The 20,427-nt window shown below is 66.6% G+C and carries 33 protein-coding genes; all 33 read left to right on the forward strand.

The window, feature by feature from the left end; all coding sequences use genetic code 11:
- Positions 1 to 41: 41 nt before the first annotated feature.
- On the forward strand, positions 42 to 1,172 hold the full coding sequence (locus tag OG509_RS22655; protein ID WP_406184289.1) for a hypothetical protein: 1,131 nt from the start codon (positions 42 to 44) through the stop codon (positions 1,170 to 1,172).
- A gap of 486 nt (positions 1,173 to 1,658) precedes the next feature.
- Positions 1,659 to 1,967 (forward strand): 30S ribosomal protein S10, encoded by a 309-nt coding sequence (gene rpsJ / locus OG509_RS22660; protein ID WP_003948644.1) that lies wholly within the window; start codon positions 1,659 to 1,661, stop codon positions 1,965 to 1,967.
- A gap of 14 nt (positions 1,968 to 1,981) precedes the next feature.
- The gene (gene rplC, locus OG509_RS22665; RefSeq protein WP_008739720.1) at positions 1,982 to 2,626 is read left to right on the forward strand and encodes a 50S ribosomal protein L3; all 645 of its coding nucleotides are present in this window, start codon (positions 1,982 to 1,984) and stop codon (positions 2,624 to 2,626) included.
- A 4-nt stretch (positions 2,627 to 2,630) separates the two neighbouring features.
- Complete coding sequence (rplD, locus tag OG509_RS22670; protein WP_030008466.1) at positions 2,631 to 3,281, forward strand: 50S ribosomal protein L4; 651 nt, start codon at positions 2,631 to 2,633, stop codon at positions 3,279 to 3,281.
- On the forward strand, positions 3,281 to 3,604 hold the full coding sequence (rplW, locus tag OG509_RS22675; RefSeq protein WP_030154694.1) for a 50S ribosomal protein L23: 324 nt from the start codon (positions 3,281 to 3,283) through the stop codon (positions 3,602 to 3,604). The genes rplD and rplW overlap by 1 nt, the downstream gene beginning before the upstream one ends.
- Before the next feature lie 39 nt (positions 3,605 to 3,643).
- Complete coding sequence (rplB, locus tag OG509_RS22680) at positions 3,644 to 4,480, forward strand: 50S ribosomal protein L2 (RefSeq protein WP_030154695.1); 837 nt, start codon at positions 3,644 to 3,646, stop codon at positions 4,478 to 4,480.
- A 12-nt stretch (positions 4,481 to 4,492) separates the two neighbouring features.
- Entirely contained in the window at positions 4,493 to 4,774 is a 282-nt protein-coding gene (gene rpsS / locus OG509_RS22685) for a 30S ribosomal protein S19 (RefSeq protein ID WP_008739713.1), read from the forward strand.
- 43 nt (positions 4,775 to 4,817) lie between these two features.
- Positions 4,818 to 5,165: a 50S ribosomal protein L22 gene (rplV, locus tag OG509_RS22690; protein WP_037792011.1), complete on the forward strand. Its 348-nt coding sequence runs from the start codon at positions 4,818 to 4,820 to the stop codon at positions 5,163 to 5,165.
- A complete protein-coding gene (gene rpsC / locus OG509_RS22695) occupies positions 5,165 to 6,007 on the forward strand; it encodes a 30S ribosomal protein S3 (protein ID WP_266626437.1) in 843 nt (280 codons plus the stop codon). Before rplV ends, rpsC begins: the two co-directional genes overlap by 1 nt.
- Positions 6,008 to 6,012: 5 nt before the next feature.
- Positions 6,013 to 6,432, forward strand: coding sequence for a 50S ribosomal protein L16 (gene rplP, locus OG509_RS22700; RefSeq protein WP_112447745.1), 420 nt, complete (start codon positions 6,013 to 6,015; stop codon positions 6,430 to 6,432).
- Positions 6,432 to 6,656, forward strand: a complete 225-nt coding sequence (gene rpmC / locus OG509_RS22705; protein ID WP_008739703.1) for a 50S ribosomal protein L29 — start codon at positions 6,432 to 6,434, stop codon at positions 6,654 to 6,656. The genes rplP and rpmC overlap by 1 nt, the downstream gene beginning before the upstream one ends.
- On the forward strand, positions 6,656 to 6,937 hold the full coding sequence (rpsQ, locus tag OG509_RS22710; protein ID WP_030026328.1) for a 30S ribosomal protein S17: 282 nt from the start codon (positions 6,656 to 6,658) through the stop codon (positions 6,935 to 6,937). Before rpmC ends, rpsQ begins: the two co-directional genes overlap by 1 nt.
- Positions 6,938 to 7,042: 105 nt before the next feature.
- Positions 7,043 to 7,411 (forward strand): 50S ribosomal protein L14, encoded by a 369-nt coding sequence (rplN, locus tag OG509_RS22715; RefSeq protein ID WP_008739701.1) that lies wholly within the window; start codon positions 7,043 to 7,045, stop codon positions 7,409 to 7,411.
- Between the two features lie 2 nt (positions 7,412 to 7,413).
- Positions 7,414 to 7,737: a 50S ribosomal protein L24 gene (rplX, locus tag OG509_RS22720; RefSeq protein WP_266626434.1), complete on the forward strand. Its 324-nt coding sequence runs from the start codon at positions 7,414 to 7,416 to the stop codon at positions 7,735 to 7,737.
- Positions 7,737 to 8,288: a 50S ribosomal protein L5 gene (rplE, locus tag OG509_RS22725; protein ID WP_030154702.1), complete on the forward strand. Its 552-nt coding sequence runs from the start codon at positions 7,737 to 7,739 to the stop codon at positions 8,286 to 8,288. Before rplX ends, rplE begins: the two co-directional genes overlap by 1 nt.
- A 5-nt stretch (positions 8,289 to 8,293) precedes the next feature.
- Positions 8,294 to 8,479 carry a type Z 30S ribosomal protein S14 gene (locus tag OG509_RS22730; RefSeq protein WP_003956452.1) on the forward strand — a complete coding sequence of 62 codons (186 nt, stop codon included), beginning with the start codon at positions 8,294 to 8,296 and terminating at the stop codon, positions 8,477 to 8,479.
- A 223-nt stretch (positions 8,480 to 8,702) separates the two neighbouring features.
- A complete protein-coding gene (gene rpsH / locus OG509_RS22735; protein ID WP_007265911.1) occupies positions 8,703 to 9,101 on the forward strand; it encodes a 30S ribosomal protein S8 in 399 nt (132 codons plus the stop codon).
- A gap of 20 nt (positions 9,102 to 9,121) precedes the next feature.
- Positions 9,122 to 9,661, forward strand: a complete 540-nt coding sequence (rplF, locus tag OG509_RS22740; protein ID WP_384709524.1) for a 50S ribosomal protein L6 — start codon at positions 9,122 to 9,124, stop codon at positions 9,659 to 9,661.
- Positions 9,662 to 9,663: 2 nt separating this feature from the next.
- Positions 9,664 to 10,047 (forward strand): 50S ribosomal protein L18, encoded by a 384-nt coding sequence (gene rplR / locus OG509_RS22745; RefSeq protein WP_030008471.1) that lies wholly within the window; start codon positions 9,664 to 9,666, stop codon positions 10,045 to 10,047.
- A 45-nt stretch (positions 10,048 to 10,092) separates the two neighbouring features.
- Positions 10,093 to 10,695, forward strand: coding sequence for a 30S ribosomal protein S5 (gene rpsE / locus OG509_RS22750; protein WP_073912880.1), 603 nt, complete (start codon positions 10,093 to 10,095; stop codon positions 10,693 to 10,695).
- Positions 10,695 to 10,877, forward strand: coding sequence for a 50S ribosomal protein L30 (gene rpmD, locus OG509_RS22755; protein WP_005313525.1), 183 nt, complete (start codon positions 10,695 to 10,697; stop codon positions 10,875 to 10,877). The genes rpsE and rpmD overlap by 1 nt, the downstream gene beginning before the upstream one ends.
- Before the next feature lie 2 nt (positions 10,878 to 10,879).
- Complete coding sequence (gene rplO, locus OG509_RS22760; RefSeq protein ID WP_030154704.1) at positions 10,880 to 11,335, forward strand: 50S ribosomal protein L15; 456 nt, start codon at positions 10,880 to 10,882, stop codon at positions 11,333 to 11,335.
- 186 nt (positions 11,336 to 11,521) lie between these two features.
- Complete coding sequence (gene secY / locus OG509_RS22765) at positions 11,522 to 12,835, forward strand: preprotein translocase subunit SecY (RefSeq protein WP_327284925.1); 1,314 nt, start codon at positions 11,522 to 11,524, stop codon at positions 12,833 to 12,835.
- Positions 12,835 to 13,482: an adenylate kinase gene (locus OG509_RS22770; protein ID WP_406184293.1), complete on the forward strand. Its 648-nt coding sequence runs from the start codon at positions 12,835 to 12,837 to the stop codon at positions 13,480 to 13,482. The genes secY and OG509_RS22770 overlap by 1 nt, the downstream gene beginning before the upstream one ends.
- 111 nt (positions 13,483 to 13,593) lie before the next feature.
- Positions 13,594 to 14,430: a type I methionyl aminopeptidase gene (gene map, locus OG509_RS22775; protein WP_030154708.1), complete on the forward strand. Its 837-nt coding sequence runs from the start codon at positions 13,594 to 13,596 to the stop codon at positions 14,428 to 14,430.
- 140 nt (positions 14,431 to 14,570) lie between these two features.
- The gene (gene infA / locus OG509_RS22780; protein ID WP_003956442.1) at positions 14,571 to 14,792 is read left to right on the forward strand and encodes a translation initiation factor IF-1; all 222 of its coding nucleotides are present in this window, start codon (positions 14,571 to 14,573) and stop codon (positions 14,790 to 14,792) included.
- A gap of 74 nt (positions 14,793 to 14,866) precedes the next feature.
- Positions 14,867 to 14,980 carry a 50S ribosomal protein L36 gene (gene rpmJ / locus OG509_RS22785; protein ID WP_003956441.1) on the forward strand — a complete coding sequence of 38 codons (114 nt, stop codon included), beginning with the start codon at positions 14,867 to 14,869 and terminating at the stop codon, positions 14,978 to 14,980.
- 199 nt (positions 14,981 to 15,179) lie between these two features.
- Entirely contained in the window at positions 15,180 to 15,560 is a 381-nt protein-coding gene (gene rpsM / locus OG509_RS22790; protein ID WP_007265919.1) for a 30S ribosomal protein S13, read from the forward strand.
- Positions 15,561 to 15,614: 54 nt separating this feature from the next.
- Positions 15,615 to 16,019 (forward strand): 30S ribosomal protein S11, encoded by a 405-nt coding sequence (rpsK, locus tag OG509_RS22795; protein WP_003956432.1) that lies wholly within the window; start codon positions 15,615 to 15,617, stop codon positions 16,017 to 16,019.
- Positions 16,020 to 16,205: 186 nt separating this feature from the next.
- Positions 16,206 to 17,228, forward strand: coding sequence for a DNA-directed RNA polymerase subunit alpha (locus OG509_RS22800; RefSeq protein ID WP_007265920.1), 1,023 nt, complete (start codon positions 16,206 to 16,208; stop codon positions 17,226 to 17,228).
- Between the two features lie 92 nt (positions 17,229 to 17,320).
- Positions 17,321 to 17,782, forward strand: coding sequence for a 50S ribosomal protein L17 (gene rplQ / locus OG509_RS22805; RefSeq protein ID WP_030154710.1), 462 nt, complete (start codon positions 17,321 to 17,323; stop codon positions 17,780 to 17,782).
- Positions 17,783 to 17,884: 102 nt separating this feature from the next.
- Positions 17,885 to 18,736, forward strand: coding sequence for a tRNA pseudouridine(38-40) synthase TruA (gene truA, locus OG509_RS22810; protein ID WP_406184294.1), 852 nt, complete (start codon positions 17,885 to 17,887; stop codon positions 18,734 to 18,736).
- Between the two features lie 53 nt (positions 18,737 to 18,789).
- On the forward strand, positions 18,790 to 20,409 hold the full coding sequence (locus OG509_RS22815; RefSeq protein WP_406184296.1) for an ATP-binding cassette domain-containing protein: 1,620 nt from the start codon (positions 18,790 to 18,792) through the stop codon (positions 20,407 to 20,409).
- The last annotated feature ends 18 nt before the right edge of the window (positions 20,410 to 20,427 follow it).

A 20,427-nucleotide genomic window follows, 5' to 3' on the forward strand; every position in this document is an offset into this window, starting at 1 on the left:
GGGAGCTGGTTCCGGGGGCCCCGGCTTTTCAGGGGTGGGACATGGGGAACAACAACAACGACAACGACAGGCCGGCGCTCTCCGACGAGGAGTGGGCCCGCTTCATGGAGCAGGCCCAGGCGGGCGCGGGCCAGGCTCCGCAGGAGCCCTCCGCCCGGGCGCGCATGGTCACCGCACGGCTGCGCGCCGAGTCCGCCGAGCCGCCCGGCTGGCGCACCGGTCCGGCCTGGCAGGAGATGGACGGGCGGGGGAGGGGCAAGCGGCGGCTCAAGGCCGCGGGGGCGGTCGTCTTCATCGCGGCCCTGGCGCTGATCGCCGTACGCCCGGAACTGCTCATCGACCGGGTCACCGGCAAGGCCGACCGGGCCGACCAGGCCCGTGAGCCGCTGCCCGCCGAGACCGACAGGCCCAGCGCCCCGCCCTCGGCCCTCGATCCGGACCGGCCGACGCTCAAGGAGCCCTTCAAGGGCTCCCCGGCCCTCCAGTGGGCCGACGGCGCGGCGGGGATCGAGCTCCCCGAGGCCCAGGCCGTCGGGGGGATGAGCAAGGAGCAGGTCGCCGACGCGCTGGAGAAGGCCAAGCAGTTCCTGGTCTCGGCCAATCTGGACCCGGCGACCCTGCGCGGGGAGCGGCCCGCGGCGGCGCTGGAGCTGCTCGACCCGAAGCTGAAGGAGGAGCTGAGCCGCGTGGAGGGCTCGCTGACGGCCCCGACGAAGGAGAACGACCCGCTGCACCTGTTCACCCGGGTCAAGCCGACCGAGCTGAAGTCGGCGGGCGACGTGGTCAAGGTCCGGGGCCGGATGTGGGTGGAGCCCGGCAAGGAGGCCGGCCAGGCCAACGTGCTGGCCGACTACACCTTCGTCTACCCGTTGGTGAAGGCGAAGCCGGGCGCCGAGCAGGTGGAGCGCTCCATCGTTCGGCGCGAGATCACCTTCTCGATCGCCGACCCGCGCAAGTGGCAGGCCACCGAGGGCAAGATCTGGCTGGAGAAGTTCAACGTCGACCTCGCCAACAGTGCCTGCGACGTCTACGACGGATTCCTGCACCCCGTCTTCGACGAGGACCGGCGGACCGGTCCCGCCCCCTCCGGCACGCCCGTGGACCCGTACGACCGCAGCAAGAGCATCGACTCCGGTGACCGGGAGGGCTGCGGGAGTCTTTCGCGCACCTGAGGCCCGTGGGACGGCCCGGGCGGACCCCAAGCGGGGCCCGGGCCGTTCCGCCGCGTGGCGCGGTTTGACCACTCACCGGGGAGGGGTATTCTCTTCGGCCCGATTGGCGCAGTACGTGTCTTGTATGGCAGACTACTCAAGTTGCTCGGCTGAGTGCCGATGCTGCGCGCCTCCCGCCGGGAGGACCGGAAGCGAGTCCCACAGTACTCGTCGCCTTTATCTGCCTCTCGGGGCAGCAATGGGGCGGACGTACGGGAATCTTCTGGGAAGCGTCAGCACGGTGCCCGCCAGGCGCTCGGTGGGTGTTTCTCCCCCGAACCGCGGCCTTGGGTCGCACCCCCTTGGACGAGGGAATTTCCGTATGGGAATTTTCTGTAGAGGGAGTGCGACACGCCCGACCGCGTGGGTCGGAGAGAGGCGGTGGAGAGATCCACAGCCGACCGAGAGCCAGAGCGTTTCCACAACAGACAGGACTACGGAGTAGCCATGGCGGGACAGAAGATCCGCATCCGGCTCAAGGCCTACGACCACGAGGTCATCGACTCCTCGGCGAAGAAGATCGTCGAGACGGTGACCCGCACTGGTGCGTCGGTCGCAGGCCCGGTGCCGCTGCCCACTGAGAAGAACGTGTACTGCGTCATCAAGTCGCCGCACAAGTACAAGGACTCGCGCGAGCACTTCGAGATGCGCACGCACAAGCGCCTGATCGACATCCTCGACCCGACGCCCAAGACCGTTGACTCGCTGATGCGCCTGGACCTTCCGGCCGGCGTTGACATCGAGATCAAGCTCTGAGAGGCGTCGAGAAGATGGCAAAGCAGATCAAGGGCGTCCTGGGCGAGAAGCTCGGCATGACCCAGGTCTGGGACGAGAACAACCGTGTCGTCCCGGTGACCGTCGTCAAGGCCGGGCCCTGCGTCGTTACCCAGGTCCGTACGAACGACATCGACGGCTACGAGTCGGTCCAGATCGCCTTCGGCGAGATCGACCCGCGCAAGGTGAACAAGCCCCTCAAGGGCCACTTCGCCAAGGCCGACGTGACCCCGCGCCGCCACCTGGTGGAGCTCCGCACCTCCGACGCCAGCGAGTACACGCTCGGCCAGGAGATCACCGCCCAGGTGTTCGAGTCCGGCGTCAAGGTTGACGTCACGGGCAACAGCAAGGGCAAGGGCTTCGCCGGTGTCATGAAGCGGCACAACTTCCGGGGCCTCGGCGCCGGTCACGGTGTGCAGCGCAAGCACCGCTCCCCCGGTTCGATCGGTGGCTGCGCCACCCCTGGGCGTGTCTTCAAGGGCATGCGCATGGCCGGTCGCATGGGCAACGAGCGCGTCACCACCCAGAACCTGACCATCCACGCGGTTGACGCGGAGAAGGGTCTGCTCCTCATCAAGGGCGCAGTCCCCGGTCCGAACGGCGGCCTCGTCCTGGTCCGTACCGCGGCCAAGGGGGCTTGAGGTAATGAGCACCATTGACATCCTTTCGCCGGCAGGCGACAAGGCCGGTACCGTCGAGCTCCCCGCGGAGATCTTCGACGCGAAGACCAGCGTTCCGCTGATCCACCAGGTCGTTGTCGCTCAGCTGGCTGCTGCCCGTCAGGGCACGCACAAGACCAAGCGTCGCGGCGAAGTCCGTGGTGGTGGCCGCAAGCCGTACCGCCAGAAGGGCACCGGCCGCGCCCGTCAGGGTTCGACCCGCGCTCCGCAGTTCGTCGGCGGTGGCGTCGTCCACGGCCCGCAGCCGCGTGACTACTCCCAGCGGACCCCGAAGAAGATGAAGGCCGCCGCCCTCCGCGGTGCCCTCTCGGACCGTGCGCGTCACTCCCGCATCCACGTCGTCACCGGCGTGGTCGAGGGTGCCGCCTCCACGAAGGCCGCCAAGACGCTGTTCGGCAAGATCTCGGAGCGCAAGAACCTGCTCCTGGTCGTCGAGCGCGCCGACGAGGCCGCGTGGCTGTCCGCCCGCAACCTGCCCCAGGTTCACATCCTGGAGCCGGGCCAGCTGAACACGTACGACGTGATCGTCTCTGACGACGTGGTCTTCACTCAGGCCGCTTTCGAGTCCTTCGTGTCTGGCCCCAAGGCCGATGAGACCGAAGGGAGCGACGCCTGATGTCTGAGGCGACCGTTACCAGCAAGACCTTCACCGACCCGCGCGACCTGCTGATCAAGCCGGTTGTCTCGGAGAAGAGCTACGCGCTGCTGGACGAGAACAAGTACACGTTCATCGTCGCGCCCGGCTCCAACAAGACCCAGATCAAGCAGGCCGTCGAGGCGGTCTTCGGGGTCAAGGTCACCGGGGTCAACACGATCAACCGTCAGGGTAAGCGCAAGCGCACCAAGACCGGTTTCGGCAAGCGCGCTGACACCAAGCGCGCCATCGTGACCCTCGCTGAGGGCGACCGAATCGACATCTTCGGCGGCCAGGCCTCCTAACGGAGGTCTAGTCGTCCGGAATCGGACGAGGACTGAGAAATGGGTATCCGCAAGTACAAGCCGACGACCCCGGGCCGTCGTGGCTCCAGCGTCGCCGACTTTGTCGAGATCACGCGGTCCACGCCGGAGAAGTCGCTGGTTCGCCCGCTGCACAGCAAGGGCGGCCGTAACAACACCGGTCGGATCACTGTTCGCCACCAGGGTGGTGGACACAAGCGCGCCTACCGCGTGATCGACTTCCGTCGTCACGACAAGGACGGCGTGCCGGCCAAGGTCGCGCACATCGAGTACGACCCCAACCGCACTGCGCGCATCGCGCTCCTGCACTACGCGGACGGCGAGAAGCGCTACATCATCGCTCCCCGCGGTCTGAACCAGGGCGACCGGATTGAGAACGGCCCCACGGCCGACATCAAGCCGGGCAACAACCTGGCTCTCCGCAACATCCCGGTCGGTACCACGATCCACGCGATCGAGCTCCGTCCCGGTGGTGGCGCCAAGTTCGCCCGTTCCGCGGGTGCCTCCGTGCAGCTGCTGGCGAAGGAGGGCACGATGGCCCACCTTCGTATGCCGTCCGGTGAGATCCGCCTGGTCGACGCGCGCTGCCGCGCGACGGTCGGCGAGGTCGGCAACGCCGAGCAGTCGAACATCAACTGGGGCAAGGCCGGCCGTATGCGCTGGAAGGGCGTTCGCCCCTCCGTCCGCGGTGTCGCGATGAACCCGGTTGACCACCCGCACGGTGGTGGTGAGGGCAAGACCAGTGGTGGTCGCCACCCGGTCTCCCCGTGGGGTCAGAAGGAGGGTCGTACTCGCTCGCCGAAGAAGGCTTCGAGCAAGTACATCGTCCGCCGCCGCAAGACGAACAAGAAGCGCTAGGAGCGGGTTTAGATGCCGCGCAGTCTCAAGAAGGGGCCCTTCGTCGACGACCACCTCGTAAAGAAGGTGGACGTCCAGAACGAAGCCGGCACCAAGAACGTCATCAAGACCTGGTCCCGTCGCTCGATGATCATCCCCAGCATGCTGGGTCACACCATCGCGGTGCACAACGGCAAGACCCACGTCCCGGTGTTCGTCACCGAGTCGATGGTCGGCCACAAGCTCGGCGAGTTCTCGCCGACTCGCACCTTCCGCGGCCACGTCAAGGACGACCGGAAGTCGAAGCGCCGCTAAAGGCGGGGTGGTTACGACTATGACTTACACCGAAGGGACAACCATGGAAGCCAGGGCCCAGGCGCGGTACATCCGCGTCACGCCCATGAAGGCCCGCCGAGTGGTGGACCTTATCCGTGGCATGGATGCCACGGAGGCTCAGGCGGTCCTGCGTTTCGCCCCGCAGGCCGCGAGCGTGCCGGTCGGCAAGGTGCTGGACAGCGCCATTGCCAACGCCGCACACAACTACAACCACCCGGACGCCTCCACGCTGGTCATCAGCGAGGCGTTCGTGGACGAGGGCCCGACCCTGAAGCGGTTCCGTCCGCGTGCGCAGGGCCGTGCCTACCGGATCCGCAAGCGGACCAGCCACATCACCGTGGTCGTCAGCAGCAAGGAAGGTTCCCGGTAATGGGCCAGAAGGTAAACCCGCACGGGTTCCGGCTCGGCATCACCACCGACTTCAAGTCGCGTTGGTACGCCGACAAGCTGTACAAGGACTACGTCAAGGAAGACGTCGCCATCCGTCGGATGATGACGTCCGGCATGGAGCGCGCCGGCATCTCGAAGGTTGAGATCGAGCGCACCCGTGACCGCGTGCGTGTGGACATCCACACCGCTCGTCCGGGCATCGTCATCGGCCGCCGTGGCGCCGAGGCCGACCGCATCCGCGGTGACCTCGAGAAGCTCACGGGCAAGCAGGTCCAGCTGAACATCCTCGAGGTCAAGAACCCCGAGCTCGACGCTCAGCTGGTTGCCCAGGCCGTTGCCGAGCAGCTTTCCTCCCGCGTCTCCTTCCGTCGCGCCATGCGTAAGAGCATGCAGGGCACGATGAAGGCCGGCGCCAAGGGCATCAAGATCCAGTGTGGCGGCCGTCTCGGCGGCGCCGAGATGTCCCGCTCCGAGTTCTACCGCGAGGGTCGTGTGCCGCTGCACACGCTGCGCGCGAACGTGGACTACGGCTTCTTCGAGGCCAAGACCACCTTCGGCCGTATCGGTGTGAAGGTCTGGATCTACAAGGGCGATGTCAAGAACATCGCCGAGGTTCGCGCCGAGAACGCTGCGGCCCGTGCGGGTAACCGCCCGGCCCGTGGTGCCGCAGGCGCTGGCGACCGTCCCGCCGGCCGTGGTGGCCGTGGTGGCGAGCGCGGCGGCCGTGGTGGCCGCAAGCCGCAGCAGGCTGCTGGTGCCGAGGCCCCCAAGGCCGACGCTCCCGCCGCCGCTCCGGCCGAGAGCACCGGAACGGAGGCCTGACCGACATGCTGATCCCTCGTAGGGTCAAGCACCGCAAGCAGCACCACCCGAAGCGCAGCGGTATGGCCAAGGGCGGTACTGAGGTCTCGTTCGGCGAGTACGGCATCCAGGCGCTGACCCCGGCGTACGTGACGAACCGCCAGATCGAGGCGGCTCGTATCGCGATGACCCGCCACATCAAGCGTGGCGGCAAGGTCTGGATCAACATCTACCCGGACCGTCCGCTCACGAAGAAGCCGGCCGAAACCCGCATGGGTTCCGGTAAGGGTTCTCCCGAGTGGTGGATCGCCAACGTGCACCCGGGCCGGGTCATGTTCGAGCTGTCCTACCCGAACGAGAAGATTGCTCGTGAGGCGCTCACCCGCGCTGCTCACAAGCTTCCGATGAAGTGCCGGATTGTTCGGCGCGAGGCAGGTGAGTCGTGATGGCGACGGGAACCAAGGCGTCCGAGCTGCGTGAGCTCGGCAACGAGGAGCTCGTTGGCAAGCTGCGCGAGGCCAAGGAGGAGCTGTTCAAGCTCCGCTTCCAGGCGGCCACGGGTCAGCTGGAGAACAACGGCCGGCTCAAGTCCGTCCGTAAGGACATCGCTCGCATCTACACCCTGATGCACGAGCGTGAGCTCGGTATCGAGACGGTGGAGAGCGCCTGATGAGCGAGAAGAACGTGACTGAGACGAACGAGCGCGGCTTCCGCAAGACCCGTGAGGGTCTCGTCGTCAGCGACAAGATGGACAAGACCGTCGTCGTCGCCGTCGAGGACCGCGTCAAGCACGCGCTGTACGGCAAGGTCATCCGCCGTACGAACAAGCTCAAGGCTCACGACGAGCAGAACGCTGCCGGCGTCGGCGACCGCGTCCTCATCATGGAGACGCGTCCGCTGTCGGCGAGCAAGCGCTGGCGCATCGTCGAGATCCTCGAGAAGGCCAAGTAATCACCTGAGGGGTTTCCCTCAGGTCAGTTCCGCCAGGCTCGGTGGGGGCCTCGCTCCTCGGAGTGAAGCCCCCGCCGGGAACCGGCAGACAAACAGGAGATACACGTGATCCAGCAGGAGTCGCGACTGCGTATCGCCGACAACACTGGTGCCAAGGAAATCCTTTGCATCCGTGTTCTCGGTGGTTCCGGTCGCCGCTACGCGGGCATCGGTGACGTCATCGTCGCCACCGTCAAGGACGCGATCCCCGGTGGCAACGTGAAGAAGGGTGACGTCGTCAAGGCGGTCATCGTTCGCACCGTCAAGGAGCGTCGCCGCCAGGACGGCTCGTACATCCGCTTCGACGAGAACGCCGCCGTCATTCTGAAGAACGACGGCGACCCTCGCGGCACCCGTATCTTCGGCCCGGTGGGCCGTGAGCTGCGCGAGAAGAAGTTCATGAAGATCATCTCGCTCGCGCCGGAGGTGCTGTAAGCATGAAGATCAAGAAGGGCGACCTGGTCCAGGTCATCACCGGTAAGGACAAGGGGAAGCAGGGCAAGGTCATTCAGGCCATCCCTACTGAGAACCGTGTCCTCGTCGAGGGTGTCAACCGGGTCAAGAAGCACACCAAGGCCGGCCAGACCGCTGGTGGCTCGCAGACCGGTGGCATCGTGATCACCGAGGCGCCGATCCACGTCAGCAACGTTCAGCTGGTTGTGGAGAAGGACGGCCAGAAGGTCGTTACCCGCGTCGGTTTCCGCTTCGACGACGAGGGCAACAAGATCCGCGTTGCCAAGCGGACGGGTGAGGACATCTGATGGCTACCACTCCGCGTCTCAAGACGAAGTACCGCGAGGACATCGCGGGCAAGCTGCGTGAAGAGTTCTCGTACGAGAACGTCATGCAGATCCCCGGCCTCGTGAAGATCGTGGTCAACATGGGTGTGGGCGACGCCGCCCGCGACTCCAAGCTGATCGACGGCGCCATCCGCGACCTGACGACGATCACCGGTCAGAAGCCGGCCGTCACGAAGGCCCGCAAGTCCATCGCGCAGTTCAAGCTGCGTGAGGGTCAGCCGATCGGCTGCCACGTCACCCTCCGTGGTGACCGCATGTGGGAGTTCCTGGACCGTACGCTGTCGCTCGCGCTGCCGCGTATCCGTGACTTCCGTGGTCTGTCGCCGAAGCAGTTCGACGGCCGTGGCAACTACACCTTCGGTCTCACGGAGCAGGTCATGTTCCACGAGATCGACCAGGACAAGATCGACCGTACCCGGGGTATGGACATCACCGTGGTCACCACGGCGACCAACGACGCTGAGGGCCGCGCGCTCCTTCGTCACCTCGGCTTCCCCTTCAAGGAGGCGTAAGCGAGATGGCGAAGAAGGCTCTCATCGCGAAGGCTGCCCGCAAGCCCAAGTTCGGTGTGCGTGCGTACACCCGCTGCCAGCGCTGCGGTCGTCCCCACTCCGTGTACCGCAAGTTCGGCCTGTGCCGCGTGTGCCTTCGTGAGATGGCTCACCGTGGCGAGCTGCCGGGCGTGACCAAGAGCTCCTGGTAAATCACCCTCGTCCGCAAGGACTTGGGGAGTACCAGGCACTCTCGGTAAGCATGTGGACGGTGGGTGACCGGCCGCGCATGCCTTAGGCTTGTGTGGTTGGGCGTCCGCCGCCCATAACGACTTACTACGCCGTAGGTCCCCGCACCGCACCCGTCCCGCCACTGAGTGGGGAGAGGGATGGCGCATACAGGAAACCCCGGCGAGAGAGGCCGAAGGCCACTTCATGACCATGACTGACCCGATCGCAGACATGCTGACCCGTCTGCGTAACGCTAACTCGGCGTACCACGACACCGTCGTGATGCCGCACAGCAAGATCAAGTCGCACATCGCGGAGATCCTCAAGCAGGAGGGTTTCATCACCGGCTGGAAGGTCGAGGACGCCGAGGTCGGCAAGAACCTCGTCCTCGAGCTGAAGTTCGGGCCGAACCGTGAGCGCTCCATCGCGGGCATCAAGCGGATCTCGAAGCCCGGTCTGCGCGTGTACGCAAAGTCCACCAACCTGCCGAAGGTCCTCGGCGGCCTGGGCGTGGCGATCATCTCCACGTCCCACGGTCTCCTGACCGGCCAGCAGGCAGGCAAGAAGGGCGTAGGTGGGGAAGTCCTCGCCTACGTCTGGTAGTCGGGAACGGAGGAAAAGCAATGTCGCGAATCGGCAAGCTCCCCATCCAGGTTCCCGCCGGTGTGGACGTCACCATCGATGGCCGCACGGTCGCAGTGAAGGGCCCCAAGGGTCTCCTTTCGCACACCGTCGCCGCGCCGATCGAGATCGTCAAGGGTGAGGACGGCGTTCTGAACGTCACCCGCCCCAACGACGAGCGTCAGAACAAGGCCCTGCACGGCCTGTCCCGCACGCTGGTGGCGAACATGATCACCGGTGTGACCACGGGATACGTCAAGGCTCTCGAGATCAGCGGTGTCGGTTACCGCGTCGCCGCGAAGGGCTCCTCTCTGGAGTTCCAGCTTGGTTACAGCCACCCGATCCTGATCGAGGCGCCCGAGGGCATCTCCTTCAAGGTCGAGTCGCCCACCAAGTTCTCGGTCGAGGGCATCGACAAGCAGAAGGTCGGCGAGGTCGCCGCCAACATCCGCAAGCTGCGGAAGCCCGACCCGTACAAGGCCAAGGGTGTCAAGTACGCCGGCGAAGTCATCCGCCGCAAGGTCGGAAAGGCTGGTAAGTAGCCATGGCATACGGTGTGAAGATCGCCAAGGGCGACGCGTACAAGCGCGCGGCCAAGGCTCGCCGCCACATCCGCATCCGCAAGAACGTCTCGGGTACGGCGGAGCGTCCGCGCCTCGTCGTGACGCGTTCCAACCGCAACATCGTTGCTCAGGTCATCGACGACCTCCAGGGTCACACCCTGGCGTCGGCGTCGACCCTGGACGCTTCGATCCGCGGTGGCGAAGGCGACAAGAGCTCGCAGGCCCAGGCTGTCGGCGCGCTCGTCGCCGAGCGCGCCAAGGCCGCGGGTGTCGAGACCGTCGTGTTCGACCGCGGTGGCAACCGATACGCCGGGCGCATTGCCGCTCTGGCTGACGCCGCCCGCGAAGCCGGGCTGAAGTTCTAAGCCCCGGTTCCGGGACTCACGGACGTAACAGAGAGAGGTAATCCAATGGCTGGACCCCAGCGCCGCGGAAGCGGTGCCGGTGGCGGCGAGCGGCGGGACCGGAAGGGTCGCGACGGTGGCCCTGCCGCCGAGAAGACCGCTTACGTTGAGCGCGTTGTCGCGATCAACCGCGTCGCCAAGGTTGTCAAGGGTGGTCGCCGCTTCAGCTTCACCGCGCTGGTCGTGGTGGGCGACGGTGACGGCACTGTAGGTGTCGGTTACGGCAAGGCCAAGGAAGTTCCCGCGGCCATCGCCAAGGGTGTCGAGGAAGCCAAGAAGAGCTTCTTCAAGGTTCCGCGCATCCAGGGCACCATCCCTCACCCGATCACGGGCGAGCGTGCCGCGGGCGTCGTGCTCCTGAAGCCGGCTTCCCCGGGTACCGGTGTTATCGCCGGTGGTCCGGTGCGCGCCGTTCTGGAGTGCGCCGGCGTTCACGACATCCTGTCGAAGTCGCTCGGCTCTTCGAACGCGATCAACATCGTGCACGCGACCGTGGCGGCCCTCAAGGGCCTGCAGCGTCCCGAGGAGATCGCGGCTCGCCGTGGTCTGCCCCTCGAGGACGTCGCCCCCGCGGCTCTGCTCCGTGCGCGTGCTGGGGCGGGTGCGTAATGGCTCGCCTCAAGATCACGCAGACGAAGTCGTACATCGGCAGCAAGCAGAACCACCGCGACACGCTGCGTTCGCTCGGGCTCAAGCGCCTGAACGACGTCGTCGTCAAGGAGGACCGCCCCGAGTTCCGCGGAATGGTTCACACCGTCCGCCACCTCGTGACGGTTGAGGAGGTTGACTAATCATGGCTGAGAACAGCCCGCTGAAGGCCCACAACCTCCGTCCCGCCCCCGGCGCCAAGACCGCGAAGACCCGTGTCGGTCGTGGTGAGGCGTCGAAGGGTAAGACGGCCGGTCGTGGTACGAAGGGCCAGAAGGCCCGTTACCAGATCCCGCAGCGCTTCGAGGGTGGGCAGATGCCCCTCCACATGCGTCTGCCGAAGCTCAAGGGCTTCAAGAACCCGTTCCGCACCGAGTTCCAGGTTGTCAACCTGGACAAGCTCGGCGCTCTCTACCCCGAGGGTGGAGAGGTCACGGTGGCCGACCTGGTCGCCAAGGGCGCGGTTCGCAAGAACAGCCTCGTCAAGGTCCTGGGCCAGGGCGAGATCTCCGTGGCGCTGACGGTTTCGGTTGACGCCGTTTCCGCCTCCGCCAAGGAGAAGATTGCCGCTGCCGGCGGCACCGTCACCGAGCTCGTCTAAGACGAACCAGGTGACAGATAGCTAGAAACCCGACCGGGGATGCCTCACATATGGGGCATCCCCGGTTGGTCGTTCCACGGGGGGCGCAGTCGCCGGTAAGGTGGCCTGCACCTTTGCTTGTACGTATTCGTCGATCCCTCAGACCGTCACCTCTGACGCAGTAGCGCGGGGGTCGCAGGAGGCACCGTGCTCACCGCGTTCGCCCGGGCGTTCAAGACGCCCGACCTGCGCAAGAAGCTGCTCTTCACGCTCGGCATCATCATGCTGTTCCGGCTCGGGTCCCACATCCCGGTACCCGGCGTGAGCTACAAGAACGTTCAGATCTGTGTGGACCAGGCCGGGAGCAGCAACAGCCTCTTCGGTCTCGTCAACATGTTCAGCGGCGGTGCGCTGCTGCAGATCACGATCTTCGCGCTCGGCATCATGCCGTACATCACGGCGAGCATCATCCTGCAGCTGCTGACCGTGGTCATCCCGAAGCTGGAGAACCTCAAAAAAGAGGGTCAGTCCGGCACCGCGAAGATCACTCAGTACACGCGCTATCTGACGGTCGCACTCGCGATCCTGCAGGGCACCGGCCTCGTCGCCACCGCCCGCACTGGTGCCCTGTTCCAGGGTTGCCAGGTCGCCAGCCAGATCGTCCCGAACCGGTCGATCTTCACCACCATCGTCATGGTCATCACCATGACCGCGGGTACCTGTGTCGTCATGTGGCTCGGTGAGCTCGTGACCGACCGCGGCATCGGCAACGGCATGTCGATCCTGATGTTCATCTCGATCGCCGCCGGCTTCATCGGCGCCCTGTGGCAGATCAAGCTCCAGGGCAAGATCGCCGACGGCTGGGTCGAGTTCGGCGTGGTCATCCTCGTCGGCCTGGCCATGGTCGCGCTCGTCGTCTTCGTCGAGCAGGCGCAGCGTCGGATTCCGGTCCAGTACGCGAAGCGCATGATCGGCCGCCGTGCGTACGGGGGCACCTCGACGTACATCCCGCTCAAGGTGAACCAGGCCGGTGTCATCCCGGTCATCTTCGCCTCGTCGCTGCTGTACATCCCGGCGCTGATCGTGCAGTTCAGCGGCTCGACCGCGAGCTGGGCCACCTGGATCCAGAAGCACTTCGTCAAGGGCGACCACCCGTACTACATCGCCGCCTACTTCCTCCTGATCGTCTTCTTCGCGTTCTTCTACGTGGCGATTTCTTTCAACCCCGAGGAAGTTGCAGACAACATGAAGAAGTATGGTGGGTTCATCCCGGGTATCCGTGCCGGTCGACCCACCGCCGAGTACCTGAGCTACGTGCTCAACCGGATCACCTGGCCGGGGTCGCTGTACCTGGGTCTCATCGCTCTTGTGCCGACGATGGCGTTGGCCGGCTTCGGAGCGAACCAGAACTTCCCGTTCGGCGGGACGAGCATCCTCATCATCGTGGGTGTGGGTCTGGAAACCGTGAAGCAGATCGAGAGCCAGCTCCAGCAGCGCAATTACGAAGGGTTCCTCCGCTGATGCGAATCGTCCTCGTCGGACCGCCCGGTGCGGGCAAGGGAACGCAGGCCGCGTTCCTTGCGAAGAACCTGTCGATCCCGCACATCTCCACGGGCGACCTCTTCCGCGCGAACATCAGCCAGAACACCGAGCTGGGCCAGCGCGCGAAGGCGTTCATGGACGCCGGTGACCTCGTCCCCGACGAGATCACCATCGGCATGGCCAAGGACCGGATGGAGCAGCCGGACGCCGTGAACGGCTTCCTGCTGGACGGTTTCCCGCGCAACGTCTCCCAGGCGGAGGCGCTGGACGAGATGCTGCAGAGCGCCGGCATGAAGCTGGACGCCGTCCTCGACCTGGAGGTCGAGGAGGACGAGGTCGTCAAGCGCATCGCCGGCCGCCGGATCTGCCGTAACAACTCCGCGCACGTCTTCCACGTCGAGTACGCGGCGCCGAAGGCCGCGGGTGTCTGCGACACCTGCGGCGGCGAGCTGTACCAGCGTGACGACGACTCCGAGGCCACGGTGCGCAACCGGCTGGAGGTCTACCACACGCAGACCGAGCCGATCATCGACTACTACAAGGCCCAGGGCCTGCTGGTGACGATCCCCGCCCTCGGTGAGGTCGCGGACGTCACGCAGCGTGCGATGGACGCGCTCAAGAAGTAGTAACCCTTGTTGTGAGCAGTACGGCCGCGGTGTCCCCAGGACTCCGCGGCCGTACTGTTGAGACGACCGGAACAACGCAGACCCGAAGTCCGAAGGTGGAAGGCACTACCCATGGTCCAGATCAAGACCCCCGAGCAGATCGCGAAGATGCGCGAGGCAGGGCTGGTCGTCGCCGCGATCCACGCGGCGACCCGTGAGGCGGCCGTACCGGGCGCCACGACGCGGGATCTGGACATGGTGGCCCGCAAGGTCATCGCGGATGCCGGGGCCAAGTCGAACTTCCTCGGCTACGGCGGATTCCCCGCGACGATCTGTACGTCCGTGAACGAGGTCGTGGTCCACGGCATCCCGGACGACAAGACGGTCCTCAAGGACGGCGACGTCATCTCGATCGACGCCGGCGCGATCGTCGACGGCTGGCACGGCGACGCCGCGTACACGGCCTTCGTGGGCACGGGACACGCCCCGGAGCTGATCGAGCTCTCGCGGGTGACCGAGGAGTCGATGTGGGCCGGCATCGCCGCGATGAAGCTCGGCAACCGCCTCGTGGACATCTCCAAGGCGATCGAGGGCTACATCCGCCGCCAGCCGCGGCCCGCGACCGGCAAGTACGGGATCATCGAGGACTACGGCGGCCACGGCATCGGGTCCGAGATGCACATGGACCCCCACCTGCTGAACTACGTCTCGCGCAAGCGGGGCAAGGGCATCAAGCTGGTCCCGGGCGTCTGCCTGGCGATCGAGCCGATGGTCTCCCTGGGCACCCCCCAGACGGAGGTCCTGGCGGACGACTGGACGGTCATCACCACGGACGGCACCTGGTCCTCGCACTGGGAGCACTCCATCGCCCTGACCGAGGCCGGGCCCATCGTCCTGACCAGCCCGGACTGCGGCAAGGCCAAGCTGGCGGAGTATGGCGTGACCACGGCGCCGGATCCCCTCGGTTAATGATCTACGCTGTGGGGCAAACTTTCCGGATTCGTCTTTCTGGGTGCCCTGACGTAGACTGACTCGTCGGCTCCTTTGCACCCGCATGTCCGCATGCGAAGCGGGGAGCTGATCAAGGTAGCCGATTCGAAGGGCGAAGCGTGGCCAAGAAGCAAGGTGCCATCGAAATCGAGGGCACCGTGATCGAGTCCCTCCCGAACGCGATGTTCAAGGTGGAACTGCAGAACGGTCACAAGGTCCTCGCGCACATCAGCGGCAAGATGCGTATGCACTACATTCGCATCCTCCCGGATGACCGGGTCGTTGTGGAGCTGTCTCCGTACGACCTCACGCGTGGCCGGATCGTCTACCGATACAAGTAGATCTTGTCCTCACTCCTGCCCGGACATCTCGTCCCGGTGCGGGTGGTGGCACTGACCCGGAGAACCTCACCAACATGAAGGTCAAGCCGAGCGTCAAGAAGATCTGCGACAAGTGCAAGGTGATCCGCCGTCACGGTCGGGTCATGGTCATCTGCGACAACCTGCGCCACAAGCAGCGCCAGGGCTGACGCACGCCGACCGACCTGCACTACGCAGTTCTTCGCGCGACGTAAGAAAACGTACATACGCAGAGCCCGCCCAGCCCTGACAAGGGCCGGCGGCACCTCCGGCGGGGGCCGGGGACCCGGGCGTACCACCACCCATCAGGTGTGGTCGGCGGTCGGGAGTGGTTCTGCGGAAGACCCCCGAACACACAGGAGCCATTGAATGGCACGCGTTTCCGGTGTTGACATCCCGCGCGAAAAGCGCGTGGAGATCGCACTCACCTACGTCTTCGGTATCGGGCGCACCCGGTCCAAGGAGATCCTCGCCTCCACCGGCGTGAACCCGAACACCCGCGTTCGTGACCTGGCCGAAGAGGACCTCGTCAAGATCCGCGAGTACGTGGACGCCAACCTCCGTACCGAGGGTGACCTCCGCCGCGAGATCCAGGGCGACATCCGCCGCAAGATCGAGATCCAGTGCTACCAGGGCATCCGCCACCGTCGTGGCCTGCCGGTGCACGGTCAGCGCACCAGCACGAACGCGCGTACCCGCAAGGGCCCGCGTCGCGCGATCGCCGGTAAGAAGAAGCCGGGCAAGAAGTAGTCCTGTTCAGCGGTCTTGCGCTGTAGGACCGACCACCTCCCGTAGGAGATTTAGATGCCCCCCAAGGGTCGTCAGGGCGCTGCCAAGAAGGTGCGCCGCAAGGAAAAGAAGAACGTCGCTCACGGGCACGCCCACATCAAGAGCACGTTCAACAACACGATCGTCTCGATCACGGACCCCTCGGGCAACGTGATCTCCTGGGCCTCCGCCGGCCACGTCGGCTTCAAGGGCTCGCGCAAGTCCACCCCCTTCGCCGCGCAGATGGCCGCCGAGTCGGCCGCCCGCCGCGCGCAGGAGCACGGCATGCGCAAGGTTGACGTCTTCGTCAAGGGTCCGGGCTCCGGCCGCGAGACCGCGATCCGCTCCCTCCAGGCCACCGGCCTTGAGGTCGGCTCGATCCAGGACGTCACCCCCACCCCGCACAACGGCTGCCGCCCGCCGAAGCGCCGCCGCGTCTGACGACTGCCGGACTTTTCGCTTCGTCGAAGCGAAAGACCGCGTCTGACGCAGCGGACGCACCTGTGCGTCTTTGAGTGTCCGGGCGGTACGAACCCCTTCGGGGGGACGTGCCGCCCGTACCCTTGCAGTACCTGGCTTTACCCGTCGGGCGTCAAATAGTGGGCGTCCACGACTGAAGGAACACACATGCTTATCGCTCAGCGTCCTTCGCTGACCGAAGAGGTCGTCGACGAGTACCGCTCGCGGTTCGTGATCGAGCCGCTCGAGCCGGGCTTCGGTTACACCCTCGGCAACTCGCTGCGCCGCACGCTCCTGTCCTCGATCCCGGGTGCCGCTGTCACCAGCATCCGCGTGGACGGCGTCCTGCACGAGTTCACCACCGTGCCCGGTGTCAAGGAAGACGTCACCGACATCATCCTCAACATCAAGCAGCTGGTCGTCTCCTCGGAGCACGACGAGCCGGTCGTGATGTACCTGCGCAAGCAGGGTCCCGGCCTGGTCACCGCTGCCGACATCGCGCCCCCGGCCGGTGTCGAGGTGCACAACCCGGACCTCGTCCTCGCCACGCTCAACGGCAAGGGCAAGCTGGAGATGGAGCTGACCGTCGAGCGCGGTCGCGGCTACGTCTCCGCCGTCCAGAACAAGCAGCTGGGCCAGGAGATCGGCCGCATCCCGGTCGACTCCATCTACAGCCCGGTCCTCAAGGTCACCTACAAGGTCGAGGCGACCCGAGTCGAGCAGCGCACCGACTTCGACAAGCTCATCGTCGACGTCGAGACCAAGCAGGCCATGCGCCCGCGCGACGCCATGGCGTCCGCCGGCAAGACCCTGGTCGAGCTGTTCGGTCTGGCGCGCGAGCTCAACATCGACGCCGAGGGCATCGACATGGGCCCGTCCCCGACGGACGCCGCCCTGGCCGCCGACCTGGCGCTGCCGATCGAGGAGCTGGAGCTCACCGTTCGGTCGTACAACTGCCTCAAGCGCGAGGGCATCCACTCCGTGGGTGAGCTCGTCGCCCGCTCCGAGGCCGACCTGCTCGACATCCGCAACTTCGGTGCGAAGTCGATCGACGAGGTCAAGGCGAAGCTGGCCGGCATGGGCCTGGCCCTCAAGGACAGCCCGCCCGGATTCGACCCGACCGCCGCCGCCGACGCCTTCGGCGCCGACGACGACGCGGACGCCGGTTTCGTCGAGACCGAGCAGTACTAAGCACCACCCGTAGAACTTTCCCGCGGCAGCCGCCGTGGGGGAACTGACACCGGTACCTGACACGGCCGGTGCAGATATGAAGGAGTAACACCATGCCGCGTCCCGCAAAGGGTGCCCGTCTGGGCGGCAGCGCCGCGCACGAGAAGCACCTTCTCGCGAACCTCGCGAAGGCGCTCTTCGAGCACGGCCGCATCACCACCACCGAGGCCAAGGCCCGTCGCCTGCGTCCCTACGCCGAGCGTCTGGTCACCAAGGCCAAGAAGGGCGACATCCACAACCGTCGCCTGGTGCTGCAGACGATCACGGACAAGAGCATCGTGCACACGCTGTTCACCGAGATCGCCCCGCGCTACGAGAACCGCCCCGGTGGTTACACGCGCATCACCAAGATCGGCAACCGTCGTGGCGACAACGCCCCGATGGCCGTGATCGAGCTGGTCGAGGCCCTTACGGTCGCCCAGCAGGCCACCGGTGAGGCCGAGGCCGCCACCAAGCGCGCGGTCAAGGAGGCGGAGGCTGTCGAGACCCCCGCCGAGGAGACCAAGGAGGCCTGATCCCGCTTCGGGATCGAGCTTGCTTGATCGGCTCTGAACGGGCCCGCCCCTTCCCGGGGCGGGCCCGTTCTGCATTGCGGTGACTCTGAGAGGATCGGTCACGTGAGTGACGAGGTGGAGCCCGGGCACGTCCGGGTACGGCTGGACCTTTCGTACGACGGGAAGGACTTCTCCGGCTGGGCGAAGCAGCGCGTGCTGCGCACCGTCCAGGGCGAGCTGGAGTCGGCCCTGCAGACCGTGATGCGGCTGCCGGACCCGGTCGAGCTGACCGTGGCCGGGCGGACCGACGCCGGCGTGCACGCGCGCGGGCAGGTCGCCCAGTTCGACGTACGCGACGAGGTGTGGGCCGAGCACCACGACAAGCTGCTGCGCCGCCTCGCGGGCCGGCTGCCGCACGACGTACGGGTGTGGAAGGCCGCCGAGGCCCCCGAGGGCTTCAACGCCCGGTTCTCCGCCGTATGGCGCCGCTACGCCTACCGCGTCGGCGACCACCAGGGCGGCGTGGACCCGCTGCGCCGCGGGCACGTGCTGTGGCACCAGTGGCCGCTCGACGTGGACGCCATGAACGAGGCCGCCGACGCGCTGCTCGGCGAGCACGACTTCGCCGCGTACTGCAAGAAGCGCGAGGGCGCCACGACCATCCGCACCCTCCAGCAGCTCAGCTGGGAGCGCGCCGAGGACGGGATCGTCACCGCGACCGTCCGCGCCGACGCTTTCTGCCACAACATGGTCCGCTCGCTGGTCGGCGCCCTGCTGCACGTCGGGGACGGGCACCGGCCGACCGACTGGCCGGGGAAGGTCCTGCGGGCCGCCGTACGGGACTCCTCGGTGCACGTCGTGAAGCCGCACGGGCTCACGTTGGAGGAGGTCGGCTACCCGGCGGACGAGCTGCTGGCCGCCCGCAGCAAGGAGGCACGCAACATGCGCACCCTCCCGGGCGCCGGCTGCTGCTGAGCACCGGCCAATCCGGTTGGGTGGATCGCCGCGCGACCGGGAGAATGCCCCGCATGGGACATCTCGAAGCCAGCCACCTGGAGTACTACCTTCCCGACGGGCGGGTCCTGCTCCCCGACGTCTCCTTCCGCGTGGGGGAGGGGTCGGTCGTCGCCCTGGTCGGGGCGAACGGCGCCGGCAAGTCCACCCTGTTGAAGCTGATCTCCGGCGACCTCCAGCCGCACGGCGGCGGGGTCACCGTCAGCGGCGGCCTCGGCGTGATGTCGCAGTTCGTGGGCTCCGTACGGGACGAGACGACCGTACGGGACCTGCTGGTCTCGGTGGCTCAGCCCCGGATCCGGGAGGCCGCGAAGGCCGTCGACCACGCCGAGCACCTGATCATGACGGTGGACGACGAGTCCGCCCAGATGGCGTACGCGCAGGCGCTCAGCGACTGGGCCGACGTACAGGGCTACGAGGCCGAGACCCTGTGGGACGTCTGCACCACGGCCGCGCTGGCCGTCCCGTACGACACCGCGCAGTTCCGCGAGGTGCGCACGCTGTCGGGCGGTGAGCAGAAGCGGCTCGTGCTGGAGGCGCTGCTGCGCGGGCCGGACGAGGTGCTGCTGCTCGACGAGCCGGACAACTACCTGGACGTCCCGGGCAAGCGGTGGCTGGAGGAGCAGCTGAAGGCCACCCGCAAGACGGTGCTCTTCGTGTCCCACGACCGGGAGCTGCTGTCCCGGGCCGCCGAGAAGATCATCAGCCTGGAGCCGAGCCCCACGGGCACGGACGTGTGGGTGCACGGCTCGGGCTTCGACACGTACCACGACGCGCGCAAGGAGCGCTTCGCGCGCTTCGAGGAGCTCAAGCGGCGCTGGGACGAGGAGCACGCCCGTCTGAGGGCGCTGGTGCTGCGGCTGCGCAACCAGGCGGCGAGCAGCCCCGACATGGCCTCGCGCTACCGGGCGATGCAGACGCGCTTCCAGAAGTTCGAGGAGGCGGGCCCGCCGCCGGAGCCGCCGCGCGAGCAGGACATCAAGATGCGCCTGAAGGGCGGCCGGACCGGCGTGCGCGCGCTGACCGTGGAGAACCTTGAGCTCACGGGGCTGATGAAGCCGTTCTCGCTGGAGGTCTTCTACGGGGAGCGGGTCGCGGTGCTCGGCTCGAACGGCTCCGGGAAGTCGCACTTCCTGCGGTTGCTGGCGGGCGAGGACGTCAAGCACACGGGCGATTTCAAGCTGGGCGCCCGGGTGGTCGCCGGTCACTTCGCGCAGACGCACGCCCACCCGGAGCTGTTCGGCCGCACGCTCGTCGACATCCTGTGGACGGAGGCCGCGAAGCCGCTCGGCCCCGCCATGGCCGTCCTGCGCCGGTACGAGCTGGAGCGCCAGGGGGAGCAGCCGTTCGAGCGGCTGTCGGGCGGCCAGCAGGCACGTTTCCAGATCCTGCTGCTGGAGCTGGCGGGCACCACGGCGCTGCTGCTGGACGAGCCGACCGACAACCTGGACCTGGAGTCCGCGGAGGCGCTCCAGGACGGTCTGGAGTCGTACGAGGGCACTGTGCTGTGCGTCACCCACGACCGGTGGTTCGCGCGGACATTTGACCGTTTCCTGGTCTTCGGTTCCGACGGTGTTGTACGAGAGACTCAGGAACCCGTTTGGGACGAACGTAGGGTCGAGCGGAAGCGCTAGGGGGAGACCGCCCCCCGG

The sequence above is a fragment of the Streptomyces sp. NBC_01006 genome (genome assembly GCF_045162725.1).
GTDB lineage: Bacteria > Actinomycetota > Actinomycetes > Streptomycetales > Streptomycetaceae > Streptomyces.